Source organism: Nocardia brasiliensis IFM 10847, from assembly GCF_000710915.1.
In the GTDB taxonomy this organism is placed as follows: domain Bacteria; phylum Actinomycetota; class Actinomycetes; order Mycobacteriales; family Mycobacteriaceae; genus Nocardia; species Nocardia brasiliensis_A.
On sequence record NZ_BAUA01000022.1, the window covers coordinates 1 to 24,470 of the forward strand.

Sequence of the window (24,470 nt, forward strand, 5' to 3'; positions counted from 1 at the left end):
GGCTCGGCGCCGTCGGCGATGAGGGCGTTCCGCTCGGGCCGGTGCGCGATGGGGGTGAGCCACCCGGCGCCGTCGGCGATGAGGGCGATCCGCTCGGGCCGGTGCGCGGTGAGGGTGAGCGGCTCGGCGCCGTCCGCGATGAGGGTGATCCGCCCGGGCGGGTGCGCGATGGGGGTGAGCCACCCGGCGCCGTCGGCGATGAGGGCGATCCCCCTGGACCGGTGCGCGATGGGGATGAGTCGCCTGGCGCCGTCCGCGATGAGGGTGAGCCGCCTGGGTCGGCTCGCGATGAGGGCGAGCCGCCAGACACGTTCCGGGCCTAGGGCGGCCCGTCTGGAACGGTCTGCGATGAGGGTGACTCGCCAGGGTGGGTGCGTGATGGGGATGCGCGGACCGGCACGTTCCAGGGTGCGGACGGCGCGCCTGGCACGGTCCGCGATGATGGGGAGCAGGGTTCGGCCCGCGCCGAGGGTGCGCCGGGGTCGGTGAAAGTTCCTCGGGATCAGGGGGATTGGGGTGCGGGTAGTGGGCCGTTGTCTGGGATCTGAACTCGGCTGCCGATGTTGCCGCGCAGGGGCAGGAAAGTTCCTTCGCGCAAGGACTGTTCGATGTCCTCGAGGGAATGCCCCTTTGTCTCCGGGACGAAGAAGAACACGAAAATCAGTGACAGTAGGTTGAATCCGGCGTACATGACGAATGCGGGGCCGAGGCCGAGAGCGTCGATGGTGCTCAGCGCGGTGAGGGTGAGCACCAGGTTCGAACCCCAGAGCGCCACGGCGTGCAGGCTGGTCGCGCGATCACGGATGCTCAGCGGGTAGAGCTCGGAGCCGAGCAGCCAGCCGACCGCCTGGAGCCCGGCAGCGTTGCACGCCATGTAGGCGAGCATCAACCCGACCGTGAGATAGCGGTTGGGGTGGTCGGTGAGCACGAACATCAGCCCGAAGCAGAGCAGGAACACGGTGGAACCGGGGATCAGCGTGAGCATGAGCCGGCGGCGCCCCACCACGTCGACCAATCGTTCGCCGACCGCGGTGAAGATCAGATAGACGGTCGCGATACCCAAACCGGACCAGACCACCAGGCCGGTACCGAAACCCGCAGCACTGCCGAGGATGGTGTGCGAGTAGTAGATCATCATCTCGAGCCCGGACAGCTGGGTGAAGGCGGCGATGCCGAGGCCTGCGACGAGCGCTGGCCGCACCCAGCGCTGGGACAAATTGGACCAGCCGCCCCGCGCCTCCCGCTGCTCCTGCTGGGAGATCGCCCAGATCTGCAAGGTCTCGTCGACCGCAGCGGACCGATTGGGCCGCAGCCAGCGCAGCACGACGCGGGCTTTGCCGACCGTCCCGTTCTCGATCAGCCAGCGCGGGGTCTCCGGCAGCCGCAGCATCGCCGCGCCGAGCACCAGGGCGGGGATCACCGCGATACCGATCATCCAGCGCCAATCGCCGCTGGGCTCGGCGGTGTCGCCCGCCGCCGCGAGCAGGCTGACCAGGTTCGCCAAGAAGATTCCGACGCCGATCGCGATATTGAAGAACGTCACCATGGCGCCGCGGCGGTGCGGCGGAGCCAACTCGGCGATATAGGTCGGGACGATCTGCGAACAGCCTCCCACCGCGAGGCCGAGGAACAGCCGGGCGGCGGTCATCATCCACTCGTCCACCGCGAGCGAACACGCGACGACCCCGACGGCGAAGACGCAGGCGATGAGGAAGATGACCTTGCGCCTGCCCAGTGTCTTGGACAGCGATCCGCCGATCAGTGCGCCGATCACCGCGCCGGCCAGGATCGCGGCGGTCACGATCTCCTGCCGGGTGTGGTCGATACCCCATTCGGCGGACATCTTGGGCAGGGCCCCGGAGATGATGCCGGTGTCGTAGCCGTAGAGCATGCCGCCCAGCGCGGCGAACAATGCGACGACCACGACATTGCGGTCCGCAATGTGCCTTTCGTCCTTTGTCGGTTTCTCCGGCGCGGAAACGACCATTTCGTAGCCGTCGAGATTGCGGCGGCGCAGCCGCGGCAGAAAAGCCCGGCGTCTGATCGTCGTCGAATTCTCGGTCGGCATCCTTCCAGTTGATAGTGTTCGTCGGCGGCGCGCAAATCAGCGGCGCCGCTTTGTGAACAGAATTACCCTTGGGTTTAATGAATTGTTTTCCGGGAAACGCCCGATTCGCCGGAATCCGTTGGCGGTGACCGGCCTCCGTTCCCGTGGCACTTCCTCGGCCGGACCTCGCGGGATCCTGATCGGGGGACGGAATCGGCAGCGACCCAATAGGATCGCGGCGTGGGAGTTGACGAACTGAACGGTGGGGCATCCAATCGGCGAGCGCTCATCGCCGGAGCCGCGGCCGCGGTGACCGGGATAGGCATCGGTGTCGGTGCGACGAAAATCGTTGATTCGGAAGAGGATTCGACAGAAGGCTCGTTCACGATCGTGGACCGGCGCGGTCAGCAGCGATTCCGGTTCGATACGAGTAAGGCGCCGCTCGTCATGGGCGGCAAAACGTACCCGGCGACCGGGCGGGGCGGCCCCGACGAAGGGTCGTATCTGGTCTTCAACGACGAGAACGGTGACGAGAAAGGCGGCATCGTCGCGCACAGCGGCGGCACCCTGATCGCGCTGGACTATCCCAACGGTGACGCCATCCATCTGCAGACCCGGACCGAGGGCGACCGGGGACGCGCCTCGTTTTCGCTGAATCGAATGGGTGATCCGAAGAAGCCGATCGAGGAAGCCGAACATCCCGTGGGAGTAAAGCTTTTCGCGGACACCGAGGAAGGAGCGGGGCTCACACTGCATGACGCGCAGGGGCGTCCGCGAATTCGGTTGCACGTCGCCGCCGACGGCACCCCCTCGATCGCCGTGCTCGACGAGAACGGGAACGTCGTCAAACAGCTCTGAAATGCCTGACAGACCCGAGGCGGGCCGACGGAGGCCATGAATTCAATTGTGGCGCTCACGTTCCCAGGTCAAGCGATCGATCGCTTTTCTGATCAGGGTCGTCCGGTCCGCTCCCGGGGTCCTGCTGCGTTCGTGCTCGATGAGGCGTTCGGCGGTGCCGGTGCTGCCCATTACGAGGGTCAGGAGAGCTCGGTAATCGTCGGCGGCGGGCGGCGGCGGGACCGGGCTGGGCGGTGCCTGCGGGCGTGCCGGCTGTGCGGGCATGCGAGGCGGCTGTGCAGGCGGGAGAGATTCGGGGGCAGTCGGTTTCGCGTCGACATCGAGGATGGGCAGCAGGAACCGGCAGGCCATGACCGTCGCGAGGCCGCCGACGATCAGCACGCCGCTCACAATCACCGGGCCCGGCCCGTTGTCCTCGTGACGGTGTAATGCCGCGAGCTTGTCTTCGTAGGTTTCCCTGGTGGCTTTACCGCCCTGGAACGTTATGCACAGGTCGTCGGGATCCATTGGTTTGTCGTCACAGAGCGGAACATCCGAGACCGGCGGATCGTCCGCCTGGGCCCACTCGACGCTGCCGACGATCACCCCGATGATACCGCCGAGAATGGCCAGGAGTGCGGCGATCCCGACCAAAGCGGTTGCGGCATAACCGGCTTGCCGGAGCACGCGCCGTCCTCGGTTCGATTCGCCCGTGTCGCTCGGCTCCGTGGTCGTGGCGTGCTCTGTCGTGTGTTCGGCGGCTGCCCGCGACCAATAGTCCGCTTCGGACGAGTTTCCGCCTCGCTCGCGCAGCAGTACGGCCAGGTTGTGCATGGAGTCGGCGTCGCCTTTGGTCGCGGCTCGGCGATACCACTGCTCCGCTTCGGCGGGATCGGTCTCGTGTAGTAGCGCACCGAGGTTGAACATCGCGTTGACGTGACCCATCGCCGCGGATCGCCGGTACCACCGTTCGGCCCCGGCGTGGTCGCCTTCGTTCTGCAACCGCACGCCGCGATCGTTCATCGAGCCCGGTTCATACGGTTCGAACTCAGTCACCTGTTACCCCACGATCGCCGCAATCGGTCCGGCGTCCAACCAGATTCGAGCCCGCCCCCGGCCGGAAACATCGGCACACCCGGTGCCAAACCTTAGAAGGTCCGGGCAGCGCACGCGTGCCCTCGTTTCCGGGGGCAGCCCGCGGAGTCCTCCGGATGTCGACAGGCAGGTCGTTCCATCGGAGGACGCGTCGACGCCGCCGGGCGACTTACGTTGATCAGGCAGGGCGGGTCGGCGCCGGAAAGGCGTCCTACCTGCTCGAACTGTTCGACGATTCGGCGGGAGACGGAAATGTTTGATCTTGTTCGCGACAACCCGGTCGCGACGATGATCGTGGTGTCGGAGGTCGGGCTGTGGGTGCTGCTGGCCGCGGGGCTGGTGGCCCGGTATCTGCTGCGGTTGCGGGGGCTGGGTGCGGCGCTGCTGTGGGGGATTCCGCTGCTCGATGTCGCGCTGATCGTGGCGGCGGCCATCGACCTGCATCAAGGAGCGAAGCCCGGGACGATCCACGGCATCGCCGCGCTCTACCTGGGCGTGAGCGTCGCGTTCGGGCCGACGATAGTGCGCTGGGCCGATGTCCGGTTCGCGCATCGCTTCGCGGGCGGCCCGGCACCGGTGAAACCGGCGAAGGGCTCACCGGAAAAGGCGGCGGCGCTGTGGCGAGAATGGAACCGGGTGGTGCTCGCCGCCGCGATCGCCTCGCTGACGCTGGGTCTGATCATTCTCACCATCGCTCGCGGCGATCAGGCGGACGCACTCTGGTGGTGGATCGGTCGCGCCTGGGCGATCGTCGGCCTGTGGCTGGTGTTCGGTCCGCTGTGGGAGGAAGTATCGGCGCGGACCACCGGGTCATCTTCTGTGGCCAAAAAGTAAGCAAGAAACCGCCCCCGAGACCCTGCCGTCCGGTGTAGCCTCGCTACCGAGGCCCCCGAACAGATCCTTGTTCGGGGGCCATCGCCATTTTCGTAGGGGTCCACACCGCACCGGGATTCACCGGGGCCTGCGGTCGGCGACGAGCGCGGTGGCGTTGTCGGTGCCGCCCGCGTGCAGTGCGGACTGGACCAGGGTGTCGGCGGCGAGGGCGGCCGAGGCGGAGTTCGCGAGGACGGCCTTGATCGTGGCGATCTCTAGTCGCTTGTGCACGCCGTCGGTGCTGAGCAGTAGTCGCCCGCTGCTGGAGCCCGTACCGGCCTGGCCGATATCGCCGGGATGGACGGTGCGGGCCGAGGTGGTCACCAGATGATTCAGCCGCGGTGGCGGTTGCAGGCCGCGGATCCGCCAGAATTCGGCGACGGTGTGGTCGACGGTGATCTGGTGCAGCACCCGGCCGTTCCAGCGGTAGGCCCGGCAGTCGCCGACCCAGGCGATATCGGCGGGACCGTCGCCGGCGGGCAGCACCGCGACGACGAGCACACTGTCCGCCTCGGACTGCGGGAATTCGCGGAGCAGTTCCGCTTGGGCGGCAAGGATTCCCGCGCGGGCGCCGTCGGCGGTGGCGACACGGGCCGCGACCGCGGCGACCATGCGCGCGGCACGGACCGCGAGCAGATGGTTGCCGATGCCGTCGGCCACGACGAACGCGAGGCGCCCCGTGCGCGGGTCGGTGTGGGTGGCGGCCGCGTCGGCGTTGAGCGAGCGCGCGCCGCGCCTGCTCACCGATTCCCATGCGGCGCCGGTGAGGCGGACCTCCTCGGGATCGGTGTCATCGCTGACAGGTGCCGAGCACATGGGCCGGACCTCCTCGTGCAGACCTGCTCGTGCCGATCGGCACCCTTCCAGTTGACCACCCCAGGCCGTGAACGGAGCTAACGTTTTCCGTGCTGATCCTGTGAAGTCGGTTACGGTTTGATCTCCGTACTCGTCGATGCCGACAATGGCACGGCCAGTTGCGCTTTCACGCGTTCGTAGGTGGGCAGGGTCTCATAACGCTGGACCGATTTGTCGCCGACGAACAGTTCGTTGGAGATCCTGCGGTAGTCCGCCAGGTCGGCGGTGACCATCACCACGACGTAGTCCCACTGCCCGCCTACCGAATAACACTGCTGCACAGCGGGTTCGGCGAGCATGCGGGCGCAGAACGCGGCGTACTGGTCGGCGTCGTCCTCGGTCAGTTCGACGAGCACCACGGCGGTCAGCGTCATCCCGACCGCTTTCGGATCGACCACGGCGACCTGTGCGGTGATCACCCCGTTGGCCCGGAGCCTGCCGAGTCTGCGTTGAACGGCGCTGGGGGACAGGGCAACCCGCTCGCCGAGTTCGTGCAGGGAGAGGGTGGCGTCGGCCTGTACCAGCGCGAGCAGCCGGTGGTCGATATCGTCGAGGGGTAGCACCGTCACGCAAGAAATTTGCGCCGGGCCGCGAAAATTGTCAATCGCGTCCCGTGCCGTTACTTCTAGGGTTCTCGACATGGAGCTTGTCGATATCGGTGACCTGCGGCGACGTGCCGGTGTGAAGTGGGCGCGGGCCGGCGCCGAGGTGCTGCCGGGCTGGATCGCGGATATGGATTTCCCGGTGCCCGACGCGGTGCGCGAGGTGCTGCAGCGGGCCGCCGTGGGCGATCTCGGGTATCCGGCCTGGGATGAACAACCCGAACTGAATCCGCTGCCGCACGCCTTCGCCACCCGCATGCGCGACCGCTACGACTTCGCGATCGATCCGGCGCAGGTGCACGTGTTCACCGAGCTGATCCAGGTGGTGCAGATCGTGCTACAGCTCACGACCCGCCCCGGTGACGCGGTGGCGGTGCACACGCCGACCTATCCGCCGTTCCTGGAGACACTGCGCGTCATGGGCCGGCGGCTGGTGCCGATCCCGATGATCGAAACGGCCGACGGGTGGAGCTTCGACGCCGAGCGGATGGCCGCGGATGTCCGCGAATCCGGTTGCCGCGCCCTGATCATGGTGAATCCGAACAATCCGACGGGTCACGTCTTCGACCGCGCCGAACTGACCGCGATCGCGCAGATCGCGTGCAAGCACGATCTGGTGGTGCTCGCCGACGAGATCCACGCCGAACTCACCCACGACCCGCACCGGCATCTGCCGATCGGCTCGCTCGGGCCGGAGATCGCTTCTCGCACAGTCACACTGAACTCGGCGAGCAAGGCGTTCAACCTGGCCGGGCTGCGTTGCTGTGTCGCGCACGTCGGCGACCACCGGGTGCGCGAGGCGTTGGCCGCACAACCGCCGAAGCTCTACGGCCAGGTCAGCGCGCCGAGCGTGCTGGCGACCCAGTCGGCCTGGCAGGAGGGCGACGAGTGGCTGGCGCGCACCCGCGCGGTCTTGACCGCCAACCGCGACCTGGTCGCCGCGTCGCTACCCCCGCAGCTGCGATTTCGTCCGCCCCGTGCGAGCTATCTGGCCTGGATCGACTGTCGCGCACTGGAACTGGACCAGGATCCGGCCGCGTTCTTCCTCGATGAGGCCAAGGTCATGCTGCTGTCCGGCCCCGATTTCGGCCCCGGCGGAACAGGTTTCGCGCGCTTGAACTTCGCGACCTACCCTCCGGTGCTGACCGAGCTGCTGGACAGGATGCGCGAGGCCACGCAGAAACACCTGAACCGATGATCGCGCAACGTCGTTCGAGGGCGGCGTCGTGAGCGTGCCGACGGCCCTCGTGTCGTTCGCGGTCGTCGCGGGACTGCTCACCCTGGTTCCGGGACTGGACACCGCGCTGGTGCTGCGTGCGGCCGTGGTGCGCGGTAGCCGGACGGCCTGTGCGACCGTGGCCGGGGTGGTCACCGGGCTGCTGGTGTGGGGGACGGCGGCCACCGCGGGGTTGTCGGTGTTGCTCACCACCTCACAGGTGGCGTACACGGTGTTACGCGTCGCGGGCGCCCTGTATCTGGTCTGGTTGGGTCTGGCCGGTTTGCGTGCGATGTTGCGCTACGACGGCACCGACACCGCGGGCGAGGGCACGGACACGGGCGGCGGCATCCTGCGGGCATGGGGCCGGGGCGCGCTGTCGAATCTGCTCAACCCGAAAGTGGGTGTGTTCTATCTGGCGATACTGCCGCAATTCATGCCGCCGCAGGCACCGCATCTGCTGATGGGCCTCGCGCTCACCATGATTCACATCATCGAGGGGTTGGTGTGGTTGTCGGTGTTGATCGGGACGGTCCGGGTTGCACGGGCGTGGTTGAGCCGGGCGTCGGTGAAACGCGCGATGGAGGGGATCACCGGCTCGGTGCTGCTCGTCCTCGGCGCGAAACTAGCCCTGGACGCGCCGTGACGGTGCAGCCGATTTCGATCAGCGTGATGCGGATCCTGCGGGCATCGGGATCGGGACCGTACGCTGTGCCGTCCGGTGTCGCCGGGGGAGGTGGGCGCAGGGACGCCGACGGTGCCGTAGGGGCCAGGTGGTAGGAAAGGGTACGTGTCCACATCTGTCGAAGGTTCGGTTCCCAACAGCGGCTCTCGTGCGGTAGACGAGGTGGTGGACCTGGTCAGCGCGCTGATCCGGTTCGACACCTCCAACACCGGCGAGCTGGCCACCACCAAGGGCGAGCGCGAGTGCGCCGAATGGGTGGCCGAGCAGTTGCACGAGGCGGGGTATACGACCGAGTACGTGGAGTCCGGCGCGCCCGGCCGCGGCAACGTCTTCGCGCGGTTGGCCGGCGCCGACCCGAGCCGGGGCGCGCTGATGATGCACGGGCATCTGGACGTGGTGCCCGCGCAGGCCGCGGACTGGAGCGTGCACCCGTTCTCGGGCGCGGTGCGCGACGGCTACGTGTGGGGGCGCGGCGCCATCGACATGAAGGACATGGTCGGCATGATGCTGGCCATCGCGCGCCAGTTCAAGATCGAGGGCACGGTGCCGCCGCGCGATATCGTCTTCGCCTTCCTGGCCGACGAGGAGAACGGCGGCAAATGGGGATCGCAATGGCTGGTGGACAATCGGCCGGATCTGTTCGAAGGGGTCACCGAGGCGGTCGGTGAGGTCGGCGGGTTCTCGCTGACCGTGCCGCGCCCGGACGGCACCGAGCGACGGCTGTATCTGGTGGAGACCGCCGAGAAGGGCCTGGGCTGGATGCGGTTGCGCGCCAAGGCCCGGGCGGGCCACGGCTCGTTCTTGCACGACGACAACGCGGTCACCATCCTCGCCGACGCGGTGGCCCGGCTCGGCAAACACACCTTCCCCCTGGTGATGTCGGACTCGGTGGCGGAATTCCTGGCCGCCGTCGCCGAGGAGACCGGGCTCGAATTCGACCCGGAAAGCCCCGATATCGAAGGCCAGCTGGCCAAGCTGGGCACCATTTCGCGGATCATCGGTGCGACACTGCGGGATACGGCGAATCCGACCATGCTGCAAGCCGGGTACAAGGCCAACGTCATCCCGCAGACCGCCGAGGCCGTGGTCGACTGCCGGGTGGTGCCGGGACGGCAGGCGGCGTTCGAGCGGGAGGTCGACGAGCTGATCGGCCCGGACGTCGAGCGGGAGTGGATCACCAAACTCGACTCGTACGAAACGACATTCGACGGTCACCTGGTGGACGCGATGAACGACGCGATCCTCGCCCACGACCCGCAGGGCCGTACCGTGCCCTACATGCTCTCCGGCGGCACCGACGCGAAGGCGTTCGCCCGCTTGGGCATTCGCTGCTTCGGTTTCGCGCCGCTGCAGCTGCCGCCGGAGCTCGACTTCACCGCGCTGTTCCACGGTGTGGACGAGCGGGTTCCGGTGCAAGCGCTCGAATTCGGCACCCGCGTGCTGGAGCATTTCCTCCTGAACAGCTGACGATCGACGAAAGGACACCACGTGCCCGATTACTCCTACAACCCCTACGACGCGCTGCCGCAGCTGCCGTCGTTCACGCTGACCTCCGAGGACGTCACCGACGGTGCGCCGTTCGGCAACGATCAGGTCAGCGGCGTGTTCGGCGCGGGCGGCAAGGATATCTCGCCGCAGCTGTCCTGGTCCGGATTCCCCGCCGAGACAAAGAGTTTCGCGGTCACCGTATTCGATCCGGACGCGCCGACCGCGTCCGGGTTCTGGCACTGGGCCCTCGCCGATATCCCGGTGAGCGTGACCTCGCTGCCCAGCGGCGCGGGCAGTGGCGAGGAGGGCGGCGCGCTGCCCACCGGCGCGATCTCGCTGCGCAACGACGGCGGGTTCGCCGGCTTCGTCGGCGCCGGCCCGCCGCCCGGGCACGGCTACCACCGGTACTTCATCGCGGTGCACGCGGTGGACGTGGAGAGCCTGGGCATCGACGCGAGCGCCAGCCCGGCCTACCTCGGCTTCAACCTGTTCTCGCATGCCATCGCGCGTGCGGTGATCGTGGCGACCTACGAGCAGAAGTAGGCCTGTGAACGACTGTGGCCCTGGGTTGAAACCCCAGGGCCACAGTCGTGTTCGCGTTTCTACTTGACCGAGATCACGTGCTCGGGCGGCTGCTCGGCGTAGAGGGCGGCGATCTCGGCGGCGTACTTGGCCGCGATCGGGCTGCGCTTGAGCGACATCTTCGGGGTCAGCTCGTCGCCGCCGGGCTCCCACACCGCGCCGATGATGGTGAAGCGCTTGATCTGCTCGACCCGGGAGAGTTTGACGTTGCCCTGCAGCACCGCCGCGCGCACCTCGTCGACGATCTCCTGGCGGCGCGCCAGGGTCGGCAGGTCGGCGTCGGTCGCGCCCAGATCCTTGGCGCGCAACGCGGCCACATCGGGATCGAGCACGATCAACGCGCCGATATAGGCCCGCGCGTCACCGATCGCGACGACCTGACCGACGAGCGAAGAGGCGGCCTTGACGGCGTTCTCGACGTTGCTGGGCGCGATGTTCTTGCCCGCCTCGTTGATGATCAGTTCCTTCTTGCGATCGATGACCCGCACGTAACCATCGGGGTCGAGAGTGCCGACGTCGCCGGTGTGCAGCCAGCCGTCCGCGTCGATGGTGTCGGCGGTCTGCTCCGGCATGTTGCGGTAGCCGCTGGTGACCATGGGTCCGCGCACCAGGATCTCGCCGTCGGTGTCGAGCCGCAGTTCGATGCCGTCGAGGGGACGGCCGACCGAGCCGGGCCGCGGCTTGTCCAGTTCGGTGAAGGTGCCGACGCCGGTGGTCTCCGACATGCCCCACACCTCGCTCACGGTGAAGCCGAGGCCGAGGAAGTATTCGAGGGTCTCCGGCGGGATCGGGGCGGCGCCGGAGGCGGCGATGTTCAGCGCGTCGAGGCCCATCGCGTGCCGCAGCTTCGCCAGCACCAGCGTTTCGGCCAGCCGGTGCTGCACCGCGAGCACCGGACCGCGGCTCTTGCCCGCAAGATCGGCTCGGGCCGCGGCGATTCCGGTGTCGATGGCCCACAGCGCGAGGGTCTTCTTCACCTGGCTGGGCTCGGCCGCCAGCTTGGTCTCGATGCCGGCCTTGATCTTCTGCCACACCCGGGGCACGCCGAAGAAGCTGGTCGGGCGGGCGTCGGGCAGCGCGGCGGCGACCTCGCGCGGGTCGGTGACGGTGGTCAGCTGGATGCCGGTGAGCAGGTTCATGGCGTGCGCGGAGATGCGGTCGGCGACGTGCGCGGCGGGCAGATAGGACACCGCGCGGTCGTCGAGGCCGACCGGCAGCGGCCCGGCCACCAGCCCGATCACCTGGGCGAGCACGTTGCGGTGGGTGACCTCGACGCCCTTGGACGGGCCGGTGGTGCCGGAGGTGTAGATCAGGGTGGCGAGGTCGTCGGGCTGTACGGCCCGCCACGTGGCCTCGAAATCGAAGTCGGCGGCCGGGTCGGCCTCTACCTCGTCCAGGGTGATCGTGCCGGTCGCGGGTCCGTCGACCAGGATGATGTGGGCGAGCTCGACCCCGGCCGCGGTCACCTTGTCGAGGAAGACCTGTTCTGTCACAACGACTTTGTTCGCGGCATTGGTGAACAGGTGGGTGATCTGCTCGGGTGAGCTGGTGTTGTAGATCGAGAACGGGGTGGCGCCCAGATGCAGGGCGGCCGTGTCGACCAGGTTGAATTCCGGCCGGTTGGTGAGCATGATGCCGACGGTGTCGCCGCGGCCGACGCCGAGCCGGGCCAGGCCCGCCGCGATGGTCCGCACGCGCCGGCCGTACTCACGCCAGGTGATCTCCTGCGTCGCGCCGACGGTCCGCAACGCGACCTGCTCGGGTCGCATGCTCATGGTCTCTTGAAACGCTTCCGGGATGGTGTAGACCGTTTTGCCCGATTTGTGCGAATAGCCGATGTCTGTAGTCGTCATAACCCTGTTCCCGATAGCTGTGCCATGAACCGCGCCTCGCGGCATCCGCACGCGGGCGATTCGAGACCCGATCCTGACAGAATGCGGCAGCTCAACTGTCAGTTTCTCACGAGTCGATGCGCCAGGAGTGGCGCGGCTCACTCATGGTAGCCAGATCCGCAGGTAGTGGTACGGCTAACTCGGGAAGTTATGGACGCGCGACCTACCGTGCCTCGAATCGTCGGACGACCCGACCCCAGCGAGCGCGCAGTGCGGCGATCCGTCCACCACGGGCGGTTGCCGCGGGGCTGCGCACGATGACCCTGATCCCGCCCGCGCGTACGGCACGGACCTTGTCGGGGTTGTCGGTCAGCAGTCGCACCGACCGCAGGCCCAGCCGTTGCAGCGCGGCCACGGCGTGCCGATAGGACCGGGCATCCGCGGCAGGATTGCAGGGCGTGCCGATTTCGTGGCGTTGCGCGGCCCGGAGTCCGCGGGCCTTGCCGACCAGTCCCGCGCCGCGACCCTCCTGCTCCAGATAGATCAGCACACCCGCGCCTGCCGCCTGGATCCGGTCCATCGCGTCGTCGAGGGCGACACCGCAGCGGCAGTGGTCGGCGCGCAACGCGTCACCGTAGAGGCACCGGGAGTGGATCCGGACCAGGCAGCCGTCGGCGATCTCGCCGAACACCAGGACATGTCCGCCGTCGCGGTCGCCGGGCAGTTCGTGCACCCGGACCTGGAGGTCGCGGCCCTTGCGCAGCAACCGATGTCCGGTATCGGCGGGCGCCGAGTCGAGGACGGTCACCGCGGACCTCCGGTGTGCGTCATGAGCAGCACTCCGGGTGCGAAGCCGCGATCACGGTGTCCACGCCCGCCGGATCGTCGGCAAGGGGCAGCGGCGGGGCGGGCAGCGGCGTCAGTTCGAGCCGGCCGGTCTCGGCGTGCCGCTCGTGCCGGGTCCGCAGCTCGGCGATGAGATCGCTGGATCGCAACGCGTGAGCGCCGAGCAGCAGCACGCCGAGCAGCGCCGCGGTCACCGCCACGCTGATATGACCGAACGACACGAGCAGCACGGCCAGCACCGCGATCGGCGCCATCACCACGACCTCGCGGCTCGGGAGCAGCGAACGCAGCCGAGGTGCGGGCAGCAGGGGTGGAGGCGGGTCGAACGGGGCCAGATCGGCGGGCAGGGTGTGCCCGCGGTACAGCCGCTTGGCCTCGAGATAGGCCCGGGCCCGGTCGCTGCGTACCGGCGTGATCAGCGGCGCGGCAATGACATGCACGCCCGCGGCGCGCACCGTCTCGATCTTGATGGGGTTGTTGGTGAGCAACGTGACCGACCGCAGGCCGAGCCCGGCCAGCCCACGGGCCGCCGCCTCGAAGGTGCGCGCGTCCACGGGGTAGCCCAGCTGTGCGTAGCTGGTGAAGCTGTCGGTGCGATGCTGCTCGCTGTGCCGGTAGCCGCGGGCCTTCGCGACCAGTCCGAGCCCGCGCCCCTCCTGCTCCAGATAGACCAGGACGCCGCAGCCGGCCGCCTGGATGAGATCGAGCGCGGCGTCGAGCTCCGGACCGCAGTCGCAGTCGTCGGAGCGCAGGGTCTCGCCGTACAGGCAGCGCGAATGGATCCGGACCAGGCATCCGTCGGTGAGTTCACCGAAGATCAGCAGATGTCCTCGTTCGGTCGCGTCGTCGAGTTCGAGCACCCTGACCGGCAGGGTGCTCTCCTTGCGCGTGAACCGGTGCTCGGTCTCGGCAAGGCCGGACAGCGACGTGGTCAATGCTCCTCCGAAGCAAGTCTGACGATGCGGTCGATATCGCTGACCGGTGGCATCGCCCCGGGGACGTCCCCGAACGACTGCGTTGCCACCATCGCCGCGGTCGCCCAGATGTAGTCGTTCTCATCGGCCGGTCGGCGGGTCGAGACGAGACGGTATACCAGCGCCGCCGCGAAGGCCGCCTGAGCTCCCGGTGAATCCGCCATCGCGGCGGGGAACGGCGGAATCTGGGTGCTCACGCGGTCGGACCAGACGGTGCAGCGGAAGTCCTCGATCGCGCAGACCGACCGGACCCCGAGCGCGCGCAGGCGCTGGGCGGTCGCGGCGGGGGAGGCGGCGGCGCCGTCGGGCACCATCGCGGCCAGATCCTTGCTGGTGCCCGCGAGATAGTCGACGGCGCCGAGGTATTGGTAGAGGTACTGCGGCACACCGATCGAGGGCGCCGGATGGACCACGAGCAGCGGCCGCGGAGACAGTCGCTGTACCAACGACATCACGCGTTCGAGCACCGGGCTCGGTTGTTCGAAGGTGAGCAGCACCGCGTCCGAGGAAGCGAGCGCGGCGTTGATCATCGGACTGCGTAAGTCCTGGGCGCTCAGGCGGATCCGGTCGTCGCGGCAGCCGATGAAGCCCGCGGCGCCGGTGCTCGTGATCAGCACGGCGGTCACCGGCGTCGGTGCGTCGGGCACCACCTTCACCAGATCGGTGTCCACGCCCTGGGAGCGCAGATATTCCAGCACGCGGCGGCCCGCGGCGTCGTCGCCGACCGCGGAGATCAGCCGGACCTGCAGGCCGAGCCGGGCGGCGGCCACCGCGCGACTGAGCCCCTTGCCGCCGGGATGCTCCTCGAAACTGCTGCCCTGCGTCGACGCGCCCGCCACCGGGATGTGGTCGACGAAGTAGAGATGGTCGATCACGGCGTCGCCGATCACCGTGACCACGCCCGGAACTGTCGGTGTGGCAGGGGGTTTCGTGGTCGGCGGGGCGCGGAAGATCGGCGTGGTGTGCGCCGCGGCGGCGTCGTAGACCGATTCGTTGACGAGCAGGTTCGCCAGTGCGGTGAACGCGCGGCGTTCGGGGGTGGCGCGCAGCGAGCGCACGGTCGGCGCCGGCGGGATGTCCTCGGCGGCAAGGGCTTCGTGCAGCAGGTGCCACTGCTCGGTCAGGTACTCCCGGCGCTCGCCGAGGTCGGCGGCGTAGAGCCGATCGAGATCCACTGCGGCGGCGGCGTTGTCGTCGCGGAGCAGACCCAGCACGAGCTCGGCGTCGGCGATGAGCCGGTTCGTCGGCGGCAATTGCGCGGCCAGATCGCGCACGACCGGCAGCACCGCCTCTTCGGCGGAGATCCCGTTGCGGTGCGCGTGCTGGCGCACGGCCAGCAGATCCAGTAGCGGCGCGACATCTATCTCGGTGGTGCGCAGGCGGTCCAGGCTGAGTCCGGACCGTTTGCACAGTCGCGTGAGGATGTTGCGCACGGCAACCACTCCCGAGTCCTGCGGGACCATGGCGGGCTCGACCTCTCTCGTCGTCGTTGCTGAGGGGTATACCCGCGTCCGCCGAAAATCGGCGTTTAGCCCGCGGGCGAACTGTCAATTACCAACCTACAACGGCAATTGACGGTCCGATACGGCAAATGCCACACTGGGTTCGGCGAGGCATCGCCTCCCAGCCACCTCGGGAGGGGACCCGGAGATGAAGACAGTTCTCCTGATTCGGCACAACCGGCGGCGCAGGCCGCACCGGCACCTCGGTACCGACACCGAGCTCGAGCCGAACATGGTCGGAGCCTAGGCGGGGCGCGGCACAGTTCTCGCAGCCCCCTGCGCACGCCGGCCACGCTCGGCATTCGCATCGCTTCCGCGAGGAAGCCGCACCGGTTCGCGCGCTGCGCCGACCGGGCTCACCGACCCCGAGTGCAGCAGCACGCGCCCGTGCGACGACCCACCTGGAGGAGGCCGCCGTGACGATTTTCGAGAACAGCCGATCGATGACGAGCAGTGTCTGCGGCGAATGGGCGGAACGGGTAACCGGACGCGCCGAACCGGCCTGGCTCGTGAGCTGGCTACCGCACCGGCTCGACCGCGAACAGGCCAGGGCGGCAATGGAATTGGGCGAGCTGCTGAGCCGCCCCGACTTCGCGTCGGACCGTCCGGCGCAGATCCGGGCCGAGGCCTCGGCCCGGATCCTCGGCATCACCGTGCGGCAGGCCCTGGAGCTGCTGCACCGGCGGATGCGGGACAGACATTCGTGAACCACGTTCGATTTGTTGGACCGGAGGCAGTCATGACTGTGCACATCACCTTCTGGACTATGACCAGCGATATCACCCCCGAATGGGCGTACCGCGAAGCGGACGGCACGGACCGGTGGCGGTTGAGCTGGCTGCCTGATCGTCTGCTCAGCGCCGAGCAGGCGCAGCTCGGTATGGAACTCGACGAACTGCTGAGCGACCTGAGCGCGGTGCACGACCGCACGGTGCAGGATCGGATCGATGCCTGCGCCGAGCAGATCGGCATACCGCGCAACGGCGCACTGTTGCTGCTGGCCCGCCGGATGGCGGTGCGGCTGCACCAGGAACGCGGCGCGGGTGCGGCCGCCGCGCCGGGACGCGGCCCGCGGTCGCTCCCGCTGCGCGGGCACCTCGTCGAACCGCCGTACGTCCTCGGCTGAGAGCGAGCCGGCTCAGGCGTTGGCAGTGTGCTCGGCGCCGACCGCGTCGGCCAGGCTCCGATAGCCGTTGGCGCGCAGGCGTTCGGCGAGACCGCGATGGATCTTGCGGGTCCAGAACGGGCCGCCGTAGATGAAGCCGGTGTAGCCCTGCAGCAGGGTCGCGCCGGCCAGGATGCGTTCCCAGGCCTGGTCGGCGGTTTCGATGCCGCCGACCGAGATGAGGACGAGGCGGTCGCCGACGCGGCGGTACAGGCGGCGCAGCACGTCGAGCGAACGATCGGCGACGGGCGCGCCGGACAAACCGCCCGCGCCCATCGCGGCCACCTCGTCGGCGGCCGTGGCCAGACCGTCGCGGCGGATGGTGGTGTTGGTCGCGACGATGCCCGCCAGGCCGAGTTCCACGGCGAGGTCGGCTACGGCGTCGATGTCCTCGTCGGACAGGTCGGGGGCGATCTTCACCAGCACCGGTACCCGCACGCTGTCCAGCACCGCCTGCAACAGGGGGCGCAGCGATTCGACGGCCTGCAGGTCGCGCAGGCCCGGGGTGTTGGGGGAGCTGACGTTGACGACGACGAAGTCGGCGAGCGGGCCCAGCAGAGCCGCGCTGATCGCGTAATCGTCTGCGGCGTCGGCGGCTTCGACGATCTTCGTCTTGCCGATGTTCGCACCGATCGGCACCCCGCCGCGCCGGTCGCGCAGCCGTCCGGCGGCCGCCGCGGCACCGAAGTTGTTGAAGCCCATACGATTGATGAGCGCGCGATCGGCGGGCAGCCGGAACAGGCGCGGCGCGGGGTTACCCGGCTGGGCCTGGGCGGTGACGGTGCCGATCTCGGCGAAGCCGAAACCCAGTGGCGCCCACGCGTCGACGCCGTCGGCGTTCTTGTCGAAGCCGGCGGCCAGGCCGAGTGGGGCGGGGAATTCGACGCCGAACGCGGTGTTGCGCAGGATCGGATCGTCGGTGACGAAGAGTTTGGTCATCAGCCAGCGGGTCGGCGCGAGCCGGCCGCACACCCGCATCGTGGCGAAGACCAGGTGGTGGATCCGCTCCGGCGGGACCAGGAACATCAGGCGTAATAACAGGGCGTACATCGGCTCACATTCCCGGTTCGGGCTGGGGTAGTGCGGTTTTACGGCGGCGCAGCAGCACCCGGCGGCTGCCGTCGGTGTAAGCCCGCACGCGGGACAACTCCCAGCCCCCGAATTCGGCCTGGATGGCCAGCCGCATCGAGGCCGTCACCCGGGTCACCTCGGGTGGCAGCCGCAGCGGCACGTATTCGTAATCGTCACTGGTGGTCTCCCACCCGGCAGGCAGGGCGCGCGGGCGCACCGTCCGCCTGCCGGAATGATGTGCTGAGGCTGGTTCGTCCGCTGCCCGAGTCATCAGTGCCCTCTCTTCCGATCGTCCGCGCGGATCCGCTGCAGACCGTCGCCGGTCGCGGAGCCCACGAACATGTCACCGGTGCGCTGTTCGATGGTCACCGAGTTCGGCTGCCGGACGGTGGCGTACCGCCCCACCTCTTTCGGTATACCCGTCGACAGATCGAAGCCGACGACCTCGTTGGTCTGTGTGCACGTCACCCAGACCGTGTCGGACCGCTGGTCGTAGGCAATCGCGTAAGGCGAAGAGTTTACCGGGAATCGCTGGTGCAGGACGAGAGGTCCGGCGCTGAACACCAGCAGTTCGCCCCCGTCGGTGTCGGTGACCAGCACCCGGCCGAACCGATCGGAGATCATGTTCGTGGCCCCGTCACCGGCGCGAAGAGCCAGGCCGAGGGACTTTTTGCCGAGTTCGATCTCGGTCACCGAGGTCTGTTCGCGGTCCAGAACTGTGACGTGATCGTCGGTCAGCGCCAGCGCGTCGGCCGAGGCGAGTCCCGAGACGGTGCGGGTGTTCTCGCCCTCGGGTGAGAGCGTGCGCACCTTGCCGTCGGCGGTGCCGACGATCAGCGTGTCGTCCGCGCGGCGCTGCACCGAGCGGGCGTCGCCGTCGACCGCGACCTCGGTCAGCGCGCCGCTCGCGACGTCGACGCGCAGGACGCGCTCGGGGGCGGGGATCAGGACTTCACCGGACTTGCCCTGGACGAGCGCGGCCCCCCGGGCGGGCAGCGAAATCGTGCGCGGGTTCGGCGTGTCGGGGTCGATGAGCAGCGTGTCGCCGTTCGTGCCGAGTGCCGCGATCCGGCCGGTGGACTCCTCGGCGAGCAGTGCGCCGATCGGTGTGGTCACGCCGACGACATCGCCTGTGGGGCGGGCACTCTGGGCGGGTGCGACCGCCGCGGTGGCGGGATCGCGGGTGGCCAGATCCTCCCCGTCGGAACTCGAGGAGCATCCGGTCAGCAGCAGCACGGCCGCCACGCCGGAGATCGCCGCCGATTCCACCCAACCGCGAGGGGGCATCCTCCGAACTCCTTCTACCGACGAATCAACCGCAACCCAACCATCTGACCATGTCGGTATACCGGCATGGCGTACCGGGGTGTCGGGGGACGGTGAATGTCGGTGACGCGGGTTACCGTTGAGTTGAAACAGTGTCCAAATCAGGGAGAGCCGGTTGATAGCCGACCACACGTCGGGGTTTGCCATCGATGACATCACCGTTGGTCCGTTCGCGCACGGGTTCGGGACCACCGCCGACGGCAGGCCGTATGCGTTTCGCACGGTCCGCGCCACGCTCACGCTGGAGATCTACCGGGCCGACCTCGCCGACGACATGCCCGGCCCGGACGATGTCGTCGCCGTCGCGCAGGCCCGCGTCACCGATATCGACCTCGACGACGAACGCAGCGTCGTCGCCCTCGTCCGCGACACCATCCCCGCCGCCGTGCCCACCGCCGCCATCCCGGATCGGGAAATGACCACGGTGCGCGCGTTGCTGGGACGAATCAGTTCCGTCATAGATGGTATGTAGATGGTGATGCCCTCCACACGATTCGCCCGCACCGCGCTGTTCGCGGCCGCCCTGCTCACCGTCGCCGCGACCGGGGCATGCAGCACCGGCCCGGACGAGGCCGCCGTCGACGCCGCCCGGTCCTCGGCCAATGCGTCGCTGTCCGCCTCGATCACCACGTCCTCGCTGGCCGCCCACCCGCCGCTGCCGAGCGCCGCACAACTGGACGCGCAGATCAAACGCGCGCTCGATCCGGCCCTGCCCGACAGCGAACGCACCGATCTGATCGAGGACGGCGACGCGTTCCGCACCGCGATCCCCGACATGTACAAAGCGCTGCAAGACAATCCGCGCGCGATCTACGGCGTCACCGACCCGGTGTTCGACAACCACGACGGCACGCTCACCGCGACCATGCGGCTGGACAAGGACGGCACCGGCACGGCGGTGCGCACCACCGTCGTGCACTTCGTGCTGCTCGACGGCAAATGGAAGATCTCGCGCACCGACCTGTGCGGCATCCTGCGTTCGGCCGACTACCGCACGCCGGCCTGCGGCTGACCCGGCCCGATCGTGTCGGATCTGCGCAGCGGGCGCGTCGAGGCGGGGCCACGCGCCGCGCAAGGGGAATCGAAGCTGCACAGCGGGCTGCTGCGCTGGGGGCGGTGCGTCCATCGGCATCGCTATGTGGTGCTCGCGGTGTTCGCGTTGGCGGTGGTGCTGTCGGGGCTGTTCGGCCGTGACCTCGCGGGCCGGTTGACCCAGGAGGGCTGGTTCGACGAATCGAGCGAATCGGTGGCCGCCTCGAAGATCGCCGACGCCACCTTCGGCCGCGATACCGACAGCGACCTGATCCTGCTCTACACGGTGCCCGCGGGCACCACGGTCGACGATCCCGCGATCCGGTCGGCCGTGACCGGCGCGCTGAGCGATCTGCTGGCCAGGTTTCCCGAGCGCATCCTGAAGATCGACAGCTACTGGGACAGCCCGTTCGCCGCCAACGCCACCGACGCCTCGCGCACGCACGCGTTCGCCAGTGTCGGACTGCGCGGTGAAGGCACCGCGACCGTGGAGAACTACGCCGCGATCAAAGACCACCTCGGCGCCGGGCGCGACGGCGGCGGTCCCGGCGGTACGACGGTCCAGCTGGCCGGCTTGCAGCCGGTGCTGGCCGGGCTGAACACCGGCATGCAGAACGACATCCACCGGGCCGAACTGATCGCGCTGCCGCTGGTGGCGATCCTGCTGTACTTCGTGTTCGGCGGCGTGGTGGGCGCGTTGCTGCCGGTGCTGATCGGCGGGATGACGATCATGGGGACGGCGGGCATCATGCGGGTGCTCACCGGCTTCATCGACGTGAACGTCTTCGCGAGCACCGTGATGACGCTGGTCAGTCTCGGGCTCGCCATCGACTACGGGCTGTTCACCGTCACCCGGTTCCGGGAGGAACTCGCGGCCGGGCACACCGTCGAGGAGGCGACCGCGCGCACCGTAGCCACGGCCGGACGCACCGTGCTGTTCTCCGCGGCGATCATCGCGGTCAGCCTGGCCGCGCTGTTCATCTTCCCGAACGGAGTGCTGCGCTCGGTGCCCTACGGCGGTATCAGTTCGGTGCTGCTCGCCGCGCTGCTCTCGGTGACGGCGCTGCCCGCCGCGCTGAGCATCGCGGGCCGGCGCATCGACTTGCTGGGCTGGAAACGGTTCTCCCGCACCAAAACCGAGGCGCAGATCGACGCGGGCTTCTTCTCCCGCCTCGCGCAATGGTCGATGCGCAGGCCCTGGGCCGTCGCGGTGCCGATCGTGCTCGCTCTGCTGGCGCTGAGCATTCCGTTCCGGCACATCGAATTCGGCGGGATCAGTGAGAAATATCTCGGCGCGCAGAACCCGGCCCGAGTGGCCCAGGAACGATTCGACGAACTGTTCCCCAGTTTCCGCACCGAACCGCTGAAGCTGCTGGTGCTCGGTGCGAATCCGCAGCAGCTCAGCGATATTCGCTACGAAGCCAGTCGGATACCGGGACTCACCGGACGATTCGAGCCGTCGGCGGCGACCAAGGACGGCATCAATGTGTTGCAAGCCGGGCTGGTGGACAAACAGGACTCCGATCGGGTGATCGATGCGCTGCGCGCGATACCGGAGCCGCCCGGCGTGCGTGTCATGGTGGCGGGGGTGCCCGCGCTCGAACGCGACAGCATCAACGGGTTGTTGCGCGGGCTGCCGGTGCTGGTGGCGTTGCTCGCGGCCGCGGCACTGGCGCTGATGTACGCGGCGTTCCGGTCGATCGTGCTGGCGGTCAAGGCCGTGGTGATGAGCGCGCTGAGCCTGGTGTCCACCCTCGGTGTGCTCACCTGGGTGTTCGTCGAGGGGCACGGGTCGGGGATCTTCCATTTCACGCCCGGGCCGTTGATGTTCGCGGTCCTCGCGTTGATCGTGACGGTGGTGTTCGGACTGTCCACCGACTACGAGGTGTTCTTGCTGTCCCGGGTGGCCGAAGCCCGCGCCGGCGGCGCCGACCCGCCCGAGGCGATCCGGTACGGCATCGCGCACACCGGCGGCGTGATCACCTCTGCCGCAGCGATTCTCATCGTCGTCACCGGTGCGTTCGGCTTCTCCGATCTGGTGCTGATGAAATACATCGCCTACGGGATGATCGCCGCGCTCATCCTCGACGCCACCGTCATCCGCATGCTGTTGACACCCGCGGTGTTGAAGATCGTCTGGCGCTGAGGGGGATTCGTGCGTGCGGTCAACCTTGTCGTGATGTTCCTGCTGGAGTTGGGAGTCATTGCGGGCGCTGCTGTTTGGGGATTCTCGGTATCCGGCGGGCTGGTGGTGCGGGTGATCGCGGGTGTGCTGGCGCCGCTGCTGTTCATCCTCATGTGGGCGATGTTCGGTGCGGCCGCCGACGCGCGGTTCCCGCTCACGGGCGCGTGGCGTGTTGCGCTGGAGCTGATCTGGTTCGGCGGTGGCGCGCTCGCCTGGGCCACGGCCGTCGGCCCGCTGGTCGGAGTGCTGTTCTTGGCCGTCTGGGCGGTGAATGCCGTTCTGCGCGTGCTGATCCAGGGCGGGCTGAACGTCGACCCCGCGCCGACCGTCGGCGAGTAGCCGGCTATTTCAGGAGTTCGATCACCGGGGCGAAGGCATCCATGTCCGGCTCCGGCATCGTGAAGCACGTGATGCCGATGAGATCCGTTGGAGGCCAAGGCGTCTGCGGATGCTGACGATTCGGCGCGTCCTGGGGGTGGTGGGCTGAGCGGTATTACCTCGCAGGTAATCGACGTGGTCCGGGTGGCGGGGGAGAGTGGACGGGTGGATGTTGTGGAGGCGAATACGACGCGTGCCGTCGTGGCAGAGCTGCTCGGTCGGATCGGGACGGGTGATGCGGAGGCGATCGCCGCGCTCTACGCGCCGGTGAGCGATTGGAAACTGGATTGGCCCGAGCACGAGCACGGGCGCACGGCGACACCGTGGATCCGGCACAAGGCGACGCGTGCGGACGCCGCCGAGCACTTTCGCGAGATCGCCCGCCACCACGTGCCCGAGGAAGTCGGCACTGTCATCGAACGCATCCTCGTCGACGGTCCCGACGCGGTGATCCTCGGCGAGATCCGCCAAACGGCCCGCACCACCCGCCGCGCCTACCGATCCCGCTTCGCCCTGCACGTCACCGTCGAGAACGGTCTCATCACAAGGCATCACGTCTACGAGGACAGCCTCGCCGTAGCCCAAGCCTTCGAGCCGTCGCCCGAAGGCTGACGGGTGTAGCTCCTCTCGCCCGCCGATAAACCTGGCGACAGCGGCTGACGTGGCCGACGATAATCGCCCGTGTGGGAAACGTCGAGGTTGTGGTGGCGCATCACGACTGTGCGACCTTGCGGGTCGGGGAGATGTTCCTGAAAGTCGACGAAGATCAGGGGCGGACCGACGTCGAGGTCGCGGCGATGGAGTTGGCGCCGATTCCGACGCCGGAAGTGCTGTGGCGCAAGCCGCCTGTGCTCGCGCTCGCCGCTCTTCGTGGCACGCCGCTCGGTCGACTCGGTCGAGCTTCGAGCGCATCGCGAGCGGCCTGGACTGCGGCGGGTGCGGTGGTACGCAGACTGCACGATGCGCCGCTGCCGCCGTGGCCCGGTCGCACCGTTGACGGGCTCGCTGCGGAACTGGACGGCGAATGCGAGTGGATCGTCGCCAACGGTGTCCTTCCTGTGGAGGTGGTCGTGCGCAATCGCCGGATCGCCGAGGCCGCGTTGCGACCGTGGACGCCGGTGTTCACGCACAGCGACCTCCAGGTCGCGCACGTGTTCGTCGAGGGTGACGAGGTCACCGGTGTGCTCGACTGGACCGAGGCGGCCTGCGGTGACGCCCTGTTCGACCTCGCCACCCTGACACTCGGGCACCCCGAGCGTCTCGATGACGTGCTGGCCGGTTACGGCACCGAGGTCGACCGCGAGGTGATCCGCGCGTGGTGGTCCCTGCGCAGCCTGCGCGGCATCCGCTGGCTCACCGAACACGGCTTCGACCCGACCGCCCCGGGCGGCGAGATCGACATCCTGCGCCGCGCGACGCTGCCCGGCTGAGTGCGCCTCGCAGGGTTCAGCGGCGGACGGGCAGGACGAGTTGGGCGCCGGTTTCGGGGTGATCGAGGACTTCGACGGGGTGCTGGTAGACGCGGGTGAGGAGGTCGGTGGTGAGGACCTTGCGGGGTGGGCCGTCGGCGGCGATGCGGCCGGCTTCGAGGACGGCTACTCGGTCGGCGTAGGCGGCGGCGATGCCGAGATCGTGCAGGACGATCACGACGGCGGCGCCGGCGCGGGCGCGGGCGGTGGCCAGGTGCAGCACGGCTTCCTGGTGGCCGAGGTCGAGGGCGGCGGTGGGTTCGTCCAGCAGCAGGGTGCCGGTGTCCTGGGCGAGCACCCTGGCCAGCGCGACGCGGGCGCGTTCGCCGCCGGACAGGGTCGGAAACGACCGAGCGGCAAGGTGTTCCACGTCGGCGGCGGCCAGCGCGGCGGCGATCCGTTCGTCGTCG

26 protein-coding genes and 1 pseudogene are annotated in these 24,470 nt (G+C 68.6%); 15 read left to right on the plus strand and 12 right to left on the minus strand.

Features of this window, described 5'->3' with window-relative positions:
- Window positions 1–323, plus strand: a pseudogene (locus NBRGI_RS48935) (hypothetical protein); the annotation flags it as partial.
- Between the two features lie 179 nt (window positions 324–502).
- Here the strand turns inward: NBRGI_RS48935 and NBRGI_RS04430 are convergent.
- Window positions 503–2,068, minus strand: coding sequence for a sugar porter family MFS transporter (locus NBRGI_RS04430; RefSeq protein ID WP_029892969.1), 1,566 nt, complete (start codon window positions 2,066–2,068; stop codon window positions 503–505).
- Window positions 2,069–2,287: 219 nt separating this feature from the next.
- On the opposite strand from NBRGI_RS04430, the gene NBRGI_RS04435 reads away from it, so the two are divergent.
- Window positions 2,288–2,905, plus strand: coding sequence for a hypothetical protein (locus NBRGI_RS04435; protein ID WP_029892970.1), 618 nt, complete (start codon window positions 2,288–2,290; stop codon window positions 2,903–2,905).
- Window positions 2,906–2,947: 42 nt separating this feature from the next.
- Here NBRGI_RS04435 and NBRGI_RS04440 read toward each other — a convergent pair whose 3' ends face one another.
- Complete coding sequence (locus NBRGI_RS04440) at window positions 2,948–3,940, minus strand: tetratricopeptide repeat protein (RefSeq protein ID WP_029892971.1); 993 nt, start codon at window positions 3,938–3,940, stop codon at window positions 2,948–2,950.
- A gap of 291 nt (window positions 3,941–4,231) precedes the next feature.
- Here NBRGI_RS04440 and NBRGI_RS04445 point away from each other — a divergent pair, with 291 nt between their 5' ends.
- The gene (locus NBRGI_RS04445; protein ID WP_036557445.1) at window positions 4,232–4,813 is read left to right on the plus strand and encodes a hypothetical protein; all 582 of its coding nucleotides are present in this window, start codon (window positions 4,232–4,234) and stop codon (window positions 4,811–4,813) included.
- Between the two features lie 117 nt (window positions 4,814–4,930).
- Here the strand turns inward: NBRGI_RS04445 and NBRGI_RS04450 are convergent, their stop codons facing one another.
- Together NBRGI_RS04450 and NBRGI_RS04455 are read right to left on the minus strand one after the other, a co-directional pair.
- Window positions 4,931–5,668: a PP2C family protein-serine/threonine phosphatase gene (locus NBRGI_RS04450; protein WP_029892973.1), complete on the minus strand. Its 738-nt coding sequence runs from the start codon at window positions 5,666–5,668 to the stop codon at window positions 4,931–4,933.
- 110 nt (window positions 5,669–5,778) lie between these two features.
- A complete protein-coding gene (locus tag NBRGI_RS04455; protein ID WP_148310692.1) occupies window positions 5,779–6,276 on the minus strand; it encodes an Lrp/AsnC family transcriptional regulator in 498 nt (165 codons plus the stop codon).
- A 70-nt stretch (window positions 6,277–6,346) separates the two neighbouring features.
- On the opposite strand from NBRGI_RS04455, the gene NBRGI_RS04460 reads away from it, so the two are divergent.
- The 4 genes from NBRGI_RS04460 (at window position 6,347) to NBRGI_RS04475 (ending at window position 10,241) form a co-directional block, all read left to right on the plus strand.
- Window positions 6,347–7,507: a MalY/PatB family protein gene (locus NBRGI_RS04460; RefSeq protein ID WP_029892975.1), complete on the plus strand. Its 1,161-nt coding sequence runs from the start codon at window positions 6,347–6,349 to the stop codon at window positions 7,505–7,507.
- 28 nt (window positions 7,508–7,535) lie between these two features.
- The gene (locus NBRGI_RS04465) at window positions 7,536–8,171 is read left to right on the plus strand and encodes a LysE family translocator (RefSeq protein ID WP_029892976.1); all 636 of its coding nucleotides are present in this window, start codon (window positions 7,536–7,538) and stop codon (window positions 8,169–8,171) included.
- 144 nt (window positions 8,172–8,315) lie between these two features.
- On the plus strand, window positions 8,316–9,677 hold the full coding sequence (locus NBRGI_RS04470) for a M20/M25/M40 family metallo-hydrolase (RefSeq protein WP_029892977.1): 1,362 nt from the start codon (window positions 8,316–8,318) through the stop codon (window positions 9,675–9,677).
- Between the two features lie 21 nt (window positions 9,678–9,698).
- Entirely contained in the window at window positions 9,699–10,241 is a 543-nt protein-coding gene (locus tag NBRGI_RS04475) for a YbhB/YbcL family Raf kinase inhibitor-like protein (RefSeq protein WP_029892978.1), read from the plus strand.
- A 59-nt stretch (window positions 10,242–10,300) separates the two neighbouring features.
- Here NBRGI_RS04475 and NBRGI_RS04480 read toward each other — a convergent pair whose 3' ends face one another.
- From NBRGI_RS04480 to NBRGI_RS04495, 4 genes are all read right to left on the minus strand, one after another.
- Complete coding sequence (locus NBRGI_RS04480; protein WP_029892979.1) at window positions 10,301–12,133, minus strand: AMP-dependent synthetase/ligase; 1,833 nt, start codon at window positions 12,131–12,133, stop codon at window positions 10,301–10,303.
- Between the two features lie 202 nt (window positions 12,134–12,335).
- The gene (locus NBRGI_RS04485; protein ID WP_051727496.1) at window positions 12,336–12,920 is read right to left on the minus strand and encodes a hypothetical protein; all 585 of its coding nucleotides are present in this window, start codon (window positions 12,918–12,920) and stop codon (window positions 12,336–12,338) included.
- Between the two features lie 19 nt (window positions 12,921–12,939).
- The gene (locus tag NBRGI_RS45835; protein ID WP_063726229.1) at window positions 12,940–13,893 is read right to left on the minus strand and encodes a hypothetical protein; all 954 of its coding nucleotides are present in this window, start codon (window positions 13,891–13,893) and stop codon (window positions 12,940–12,942) included.
- Window positions 13,890–15,374: a PfkB family carbohydrate kinase gene (locus NBRGI_RS04495; RefSeq protein ID WP_235210848.1), complete on the minus strand. Its 1,485-nt coding sequence runs from the start codon at window positions 15,372–15,374 to the stop codon at window positions 13,890–13,892. Before NBRGI_RS04495 ends, NBRGI_RS45835 begins: the two co-directional genes overlap by 4 nt.
- 476 nt (window positions 15,375–15,850) lie before the next feature.
- On the opposite strand from NBRGI_RS04495, the gene NBRGI_RS04505 reads away from it, so the two are divergent.
- Both NBRGI_RS04505 and NBRGI_RS04510 read left to right on the plus strand, forming a co-directional pair.
- The gene (locus NBRGI_RS04505) at window positions 15,851–16,141 is read left to right on the plus strand and encodes a hypothetical protein (protein ID WP_029892983.1); all 291 of its coding nucleotides are present in this window, start codon (window positions 15,851–15,853) and stop codon (window positions 16,139–16,141) included.
- 32 nt (window positions 16,142–16,173) lie between these two features.
- Window positions 16,174–16,560 carry a hypothetical protein gene (locus tag NBRGI_RS04510; protein ID WP_029892984.1) on the plus strand — a complete coding sequence of 129 codons (387 nt, stop codon included), beginning with the start codon at window positions 16,174–16,176 and terminating at the stop codon, window positions 16,558–16,560.
- 12 nt (window positions 16,561–16,572) lie between these two features.
- On the opposite strand, the gene NBRGI_RS04515 is transcribed toward NBRGI_RS04510, so the two are convergent.
- From NBRGI_RS04515 to NBRGI_RS04525, 3 genes are read right to left on the minus strand one after another with little or no spacing between them, the layout of a single operon-like run.
- The gene (locus tag NBRGI_RS04515) at window positions 16,573–17,649 is read right to left on the minus strand and encodes a quinone-dependent dihydroorotate dehydrogenase (RefSeq protein ID WP_029892985.1); all 1,077 of its coding nucleotides are present in this window, start codon (window positions 17,647–17,649) and stop codon (window positions 16,573–16,575) included.
- 4 nt (window positions 17,650–17,653) lie between these two features.
- Window positions 17,654–17,941: a DUF5703 family protein gene (locus NBRGI_RS04520; RefSeq protein ID WP_226887334.1), complete on the minus strand. Its 288-nt coding sequence runs from the start codon at window positions 17,939–17,941 to the stop codon at window positions 17,654–17,656.
- Window positions 17,941–18,957 (minus strand): hypothetical protein, encoded by a 1,017-nt coding sequence (locus NBRGI_RS04525; protein WP_029892986.1) that lies wholly within the window; start codon window positions 18,955–18,957, stop codon window positions 17,941–17,943. The genes NBRGI_RS04520 and NBRGI_RS04525 overlap by 1 nt, the downstream gene beginning before the upstream one ends.
- Window positions 18,958–19,111: 154 nt before the next feature.
- On the opposite strand from NBRGI_RS04525, the gene NBRGI_RS04530 reads away from it, so the two are divergent.
- The 6 genes from NBRGI_RS04530 to NBRGI_RS04555 all read left to right on the plus strand — a co-directional run bounded on the left by NBRGI_RS04530 (window position 19,112) and on the right by NBRGI_RS04555 (window position 24,021).
- The gene (locus NBRGI_RS04530) at window positions 19,112–19,468 is read left to right on the plus strand and encodes a hypothetical protein (RefSeq protein WP_014985022.1); all 357 of its coding nucleotides are present in this window, start codon (window positions 19,112–19,114) and stop codon (window positions 19,466–19,468) included.
- A 6-nt stretch (window positions 19,469–19,474) separates the two neighbouring features.
- Complete coding sequence (locus tag NBRGI_RS04535) at window positions 19,475–20,008, plus strand: hypothetical protein (protein WP_235210849.1); 534 nt, start codon at window positions 19,475–19,477, stop codon at window positions 20,006–20,008.
- Window positions 20,009–20,020: 12 nt separating this feature from the next.
- A complete protein-coding gene (locus tag NBRGI_RS04540) occupies window positions 20,021–22,174 on the plus strand; it encodes an MMPL family transporter (RefSeq protein WP_081877928.1) in 2,154 nt (717 codons plus the stop codon).
- Between the two features lie 9 nt (window positions 22,175–22,183).
- Window positions 22,184–22,552, plus strand: a complete 369-nt coding sequence (locus tag NBRGI_RS04545) for a YrdB family protein (RefSeq protein ID WP_200882119.1) — start codon at window positions 22,184–22,186, stop codon at window positions 22,550–22,552.
- Between the two features lie 204 nt (window positions 22,553–22,756).
- Window positions 22,757–23,203: a nuclear transport factor 2 family protein gene (locus tag NBRGI_RS04550; RefSeq protein WP_148310693.1), complete on the plus strand. Its 447-nt coding sequence runs from the start codon at window positions 22,757–22,759 to the stop codon at window positions 23,201–23,203.
- A 71-nt stretch (window positions 23,204–23,274) separates the two neighbouring features.
- Window positions 23,275–24,021, plus strand: a complete 747-nt coding sequence (locus NBRGI_RS04555; protein WP_029892991.1) for a phosphotransferase family protein — start codon at window positions 23,275–23,277, stop codon at window positions 24,019–24,021.
- Between the two features lie 16 nt (window positions 24,022–24,037).
- Here the strand turns inward: NBRGI_RS04555 and NBRGI_RS04560 are convergent.
- On the minus strand, window positions 24,038–24,470 hold a 433-nt coding region (locus NBRGI_RS04560), incomplete at its 5' end, for an ATP-binding cassette domain-containing protein (protein ID WP_029892992.1).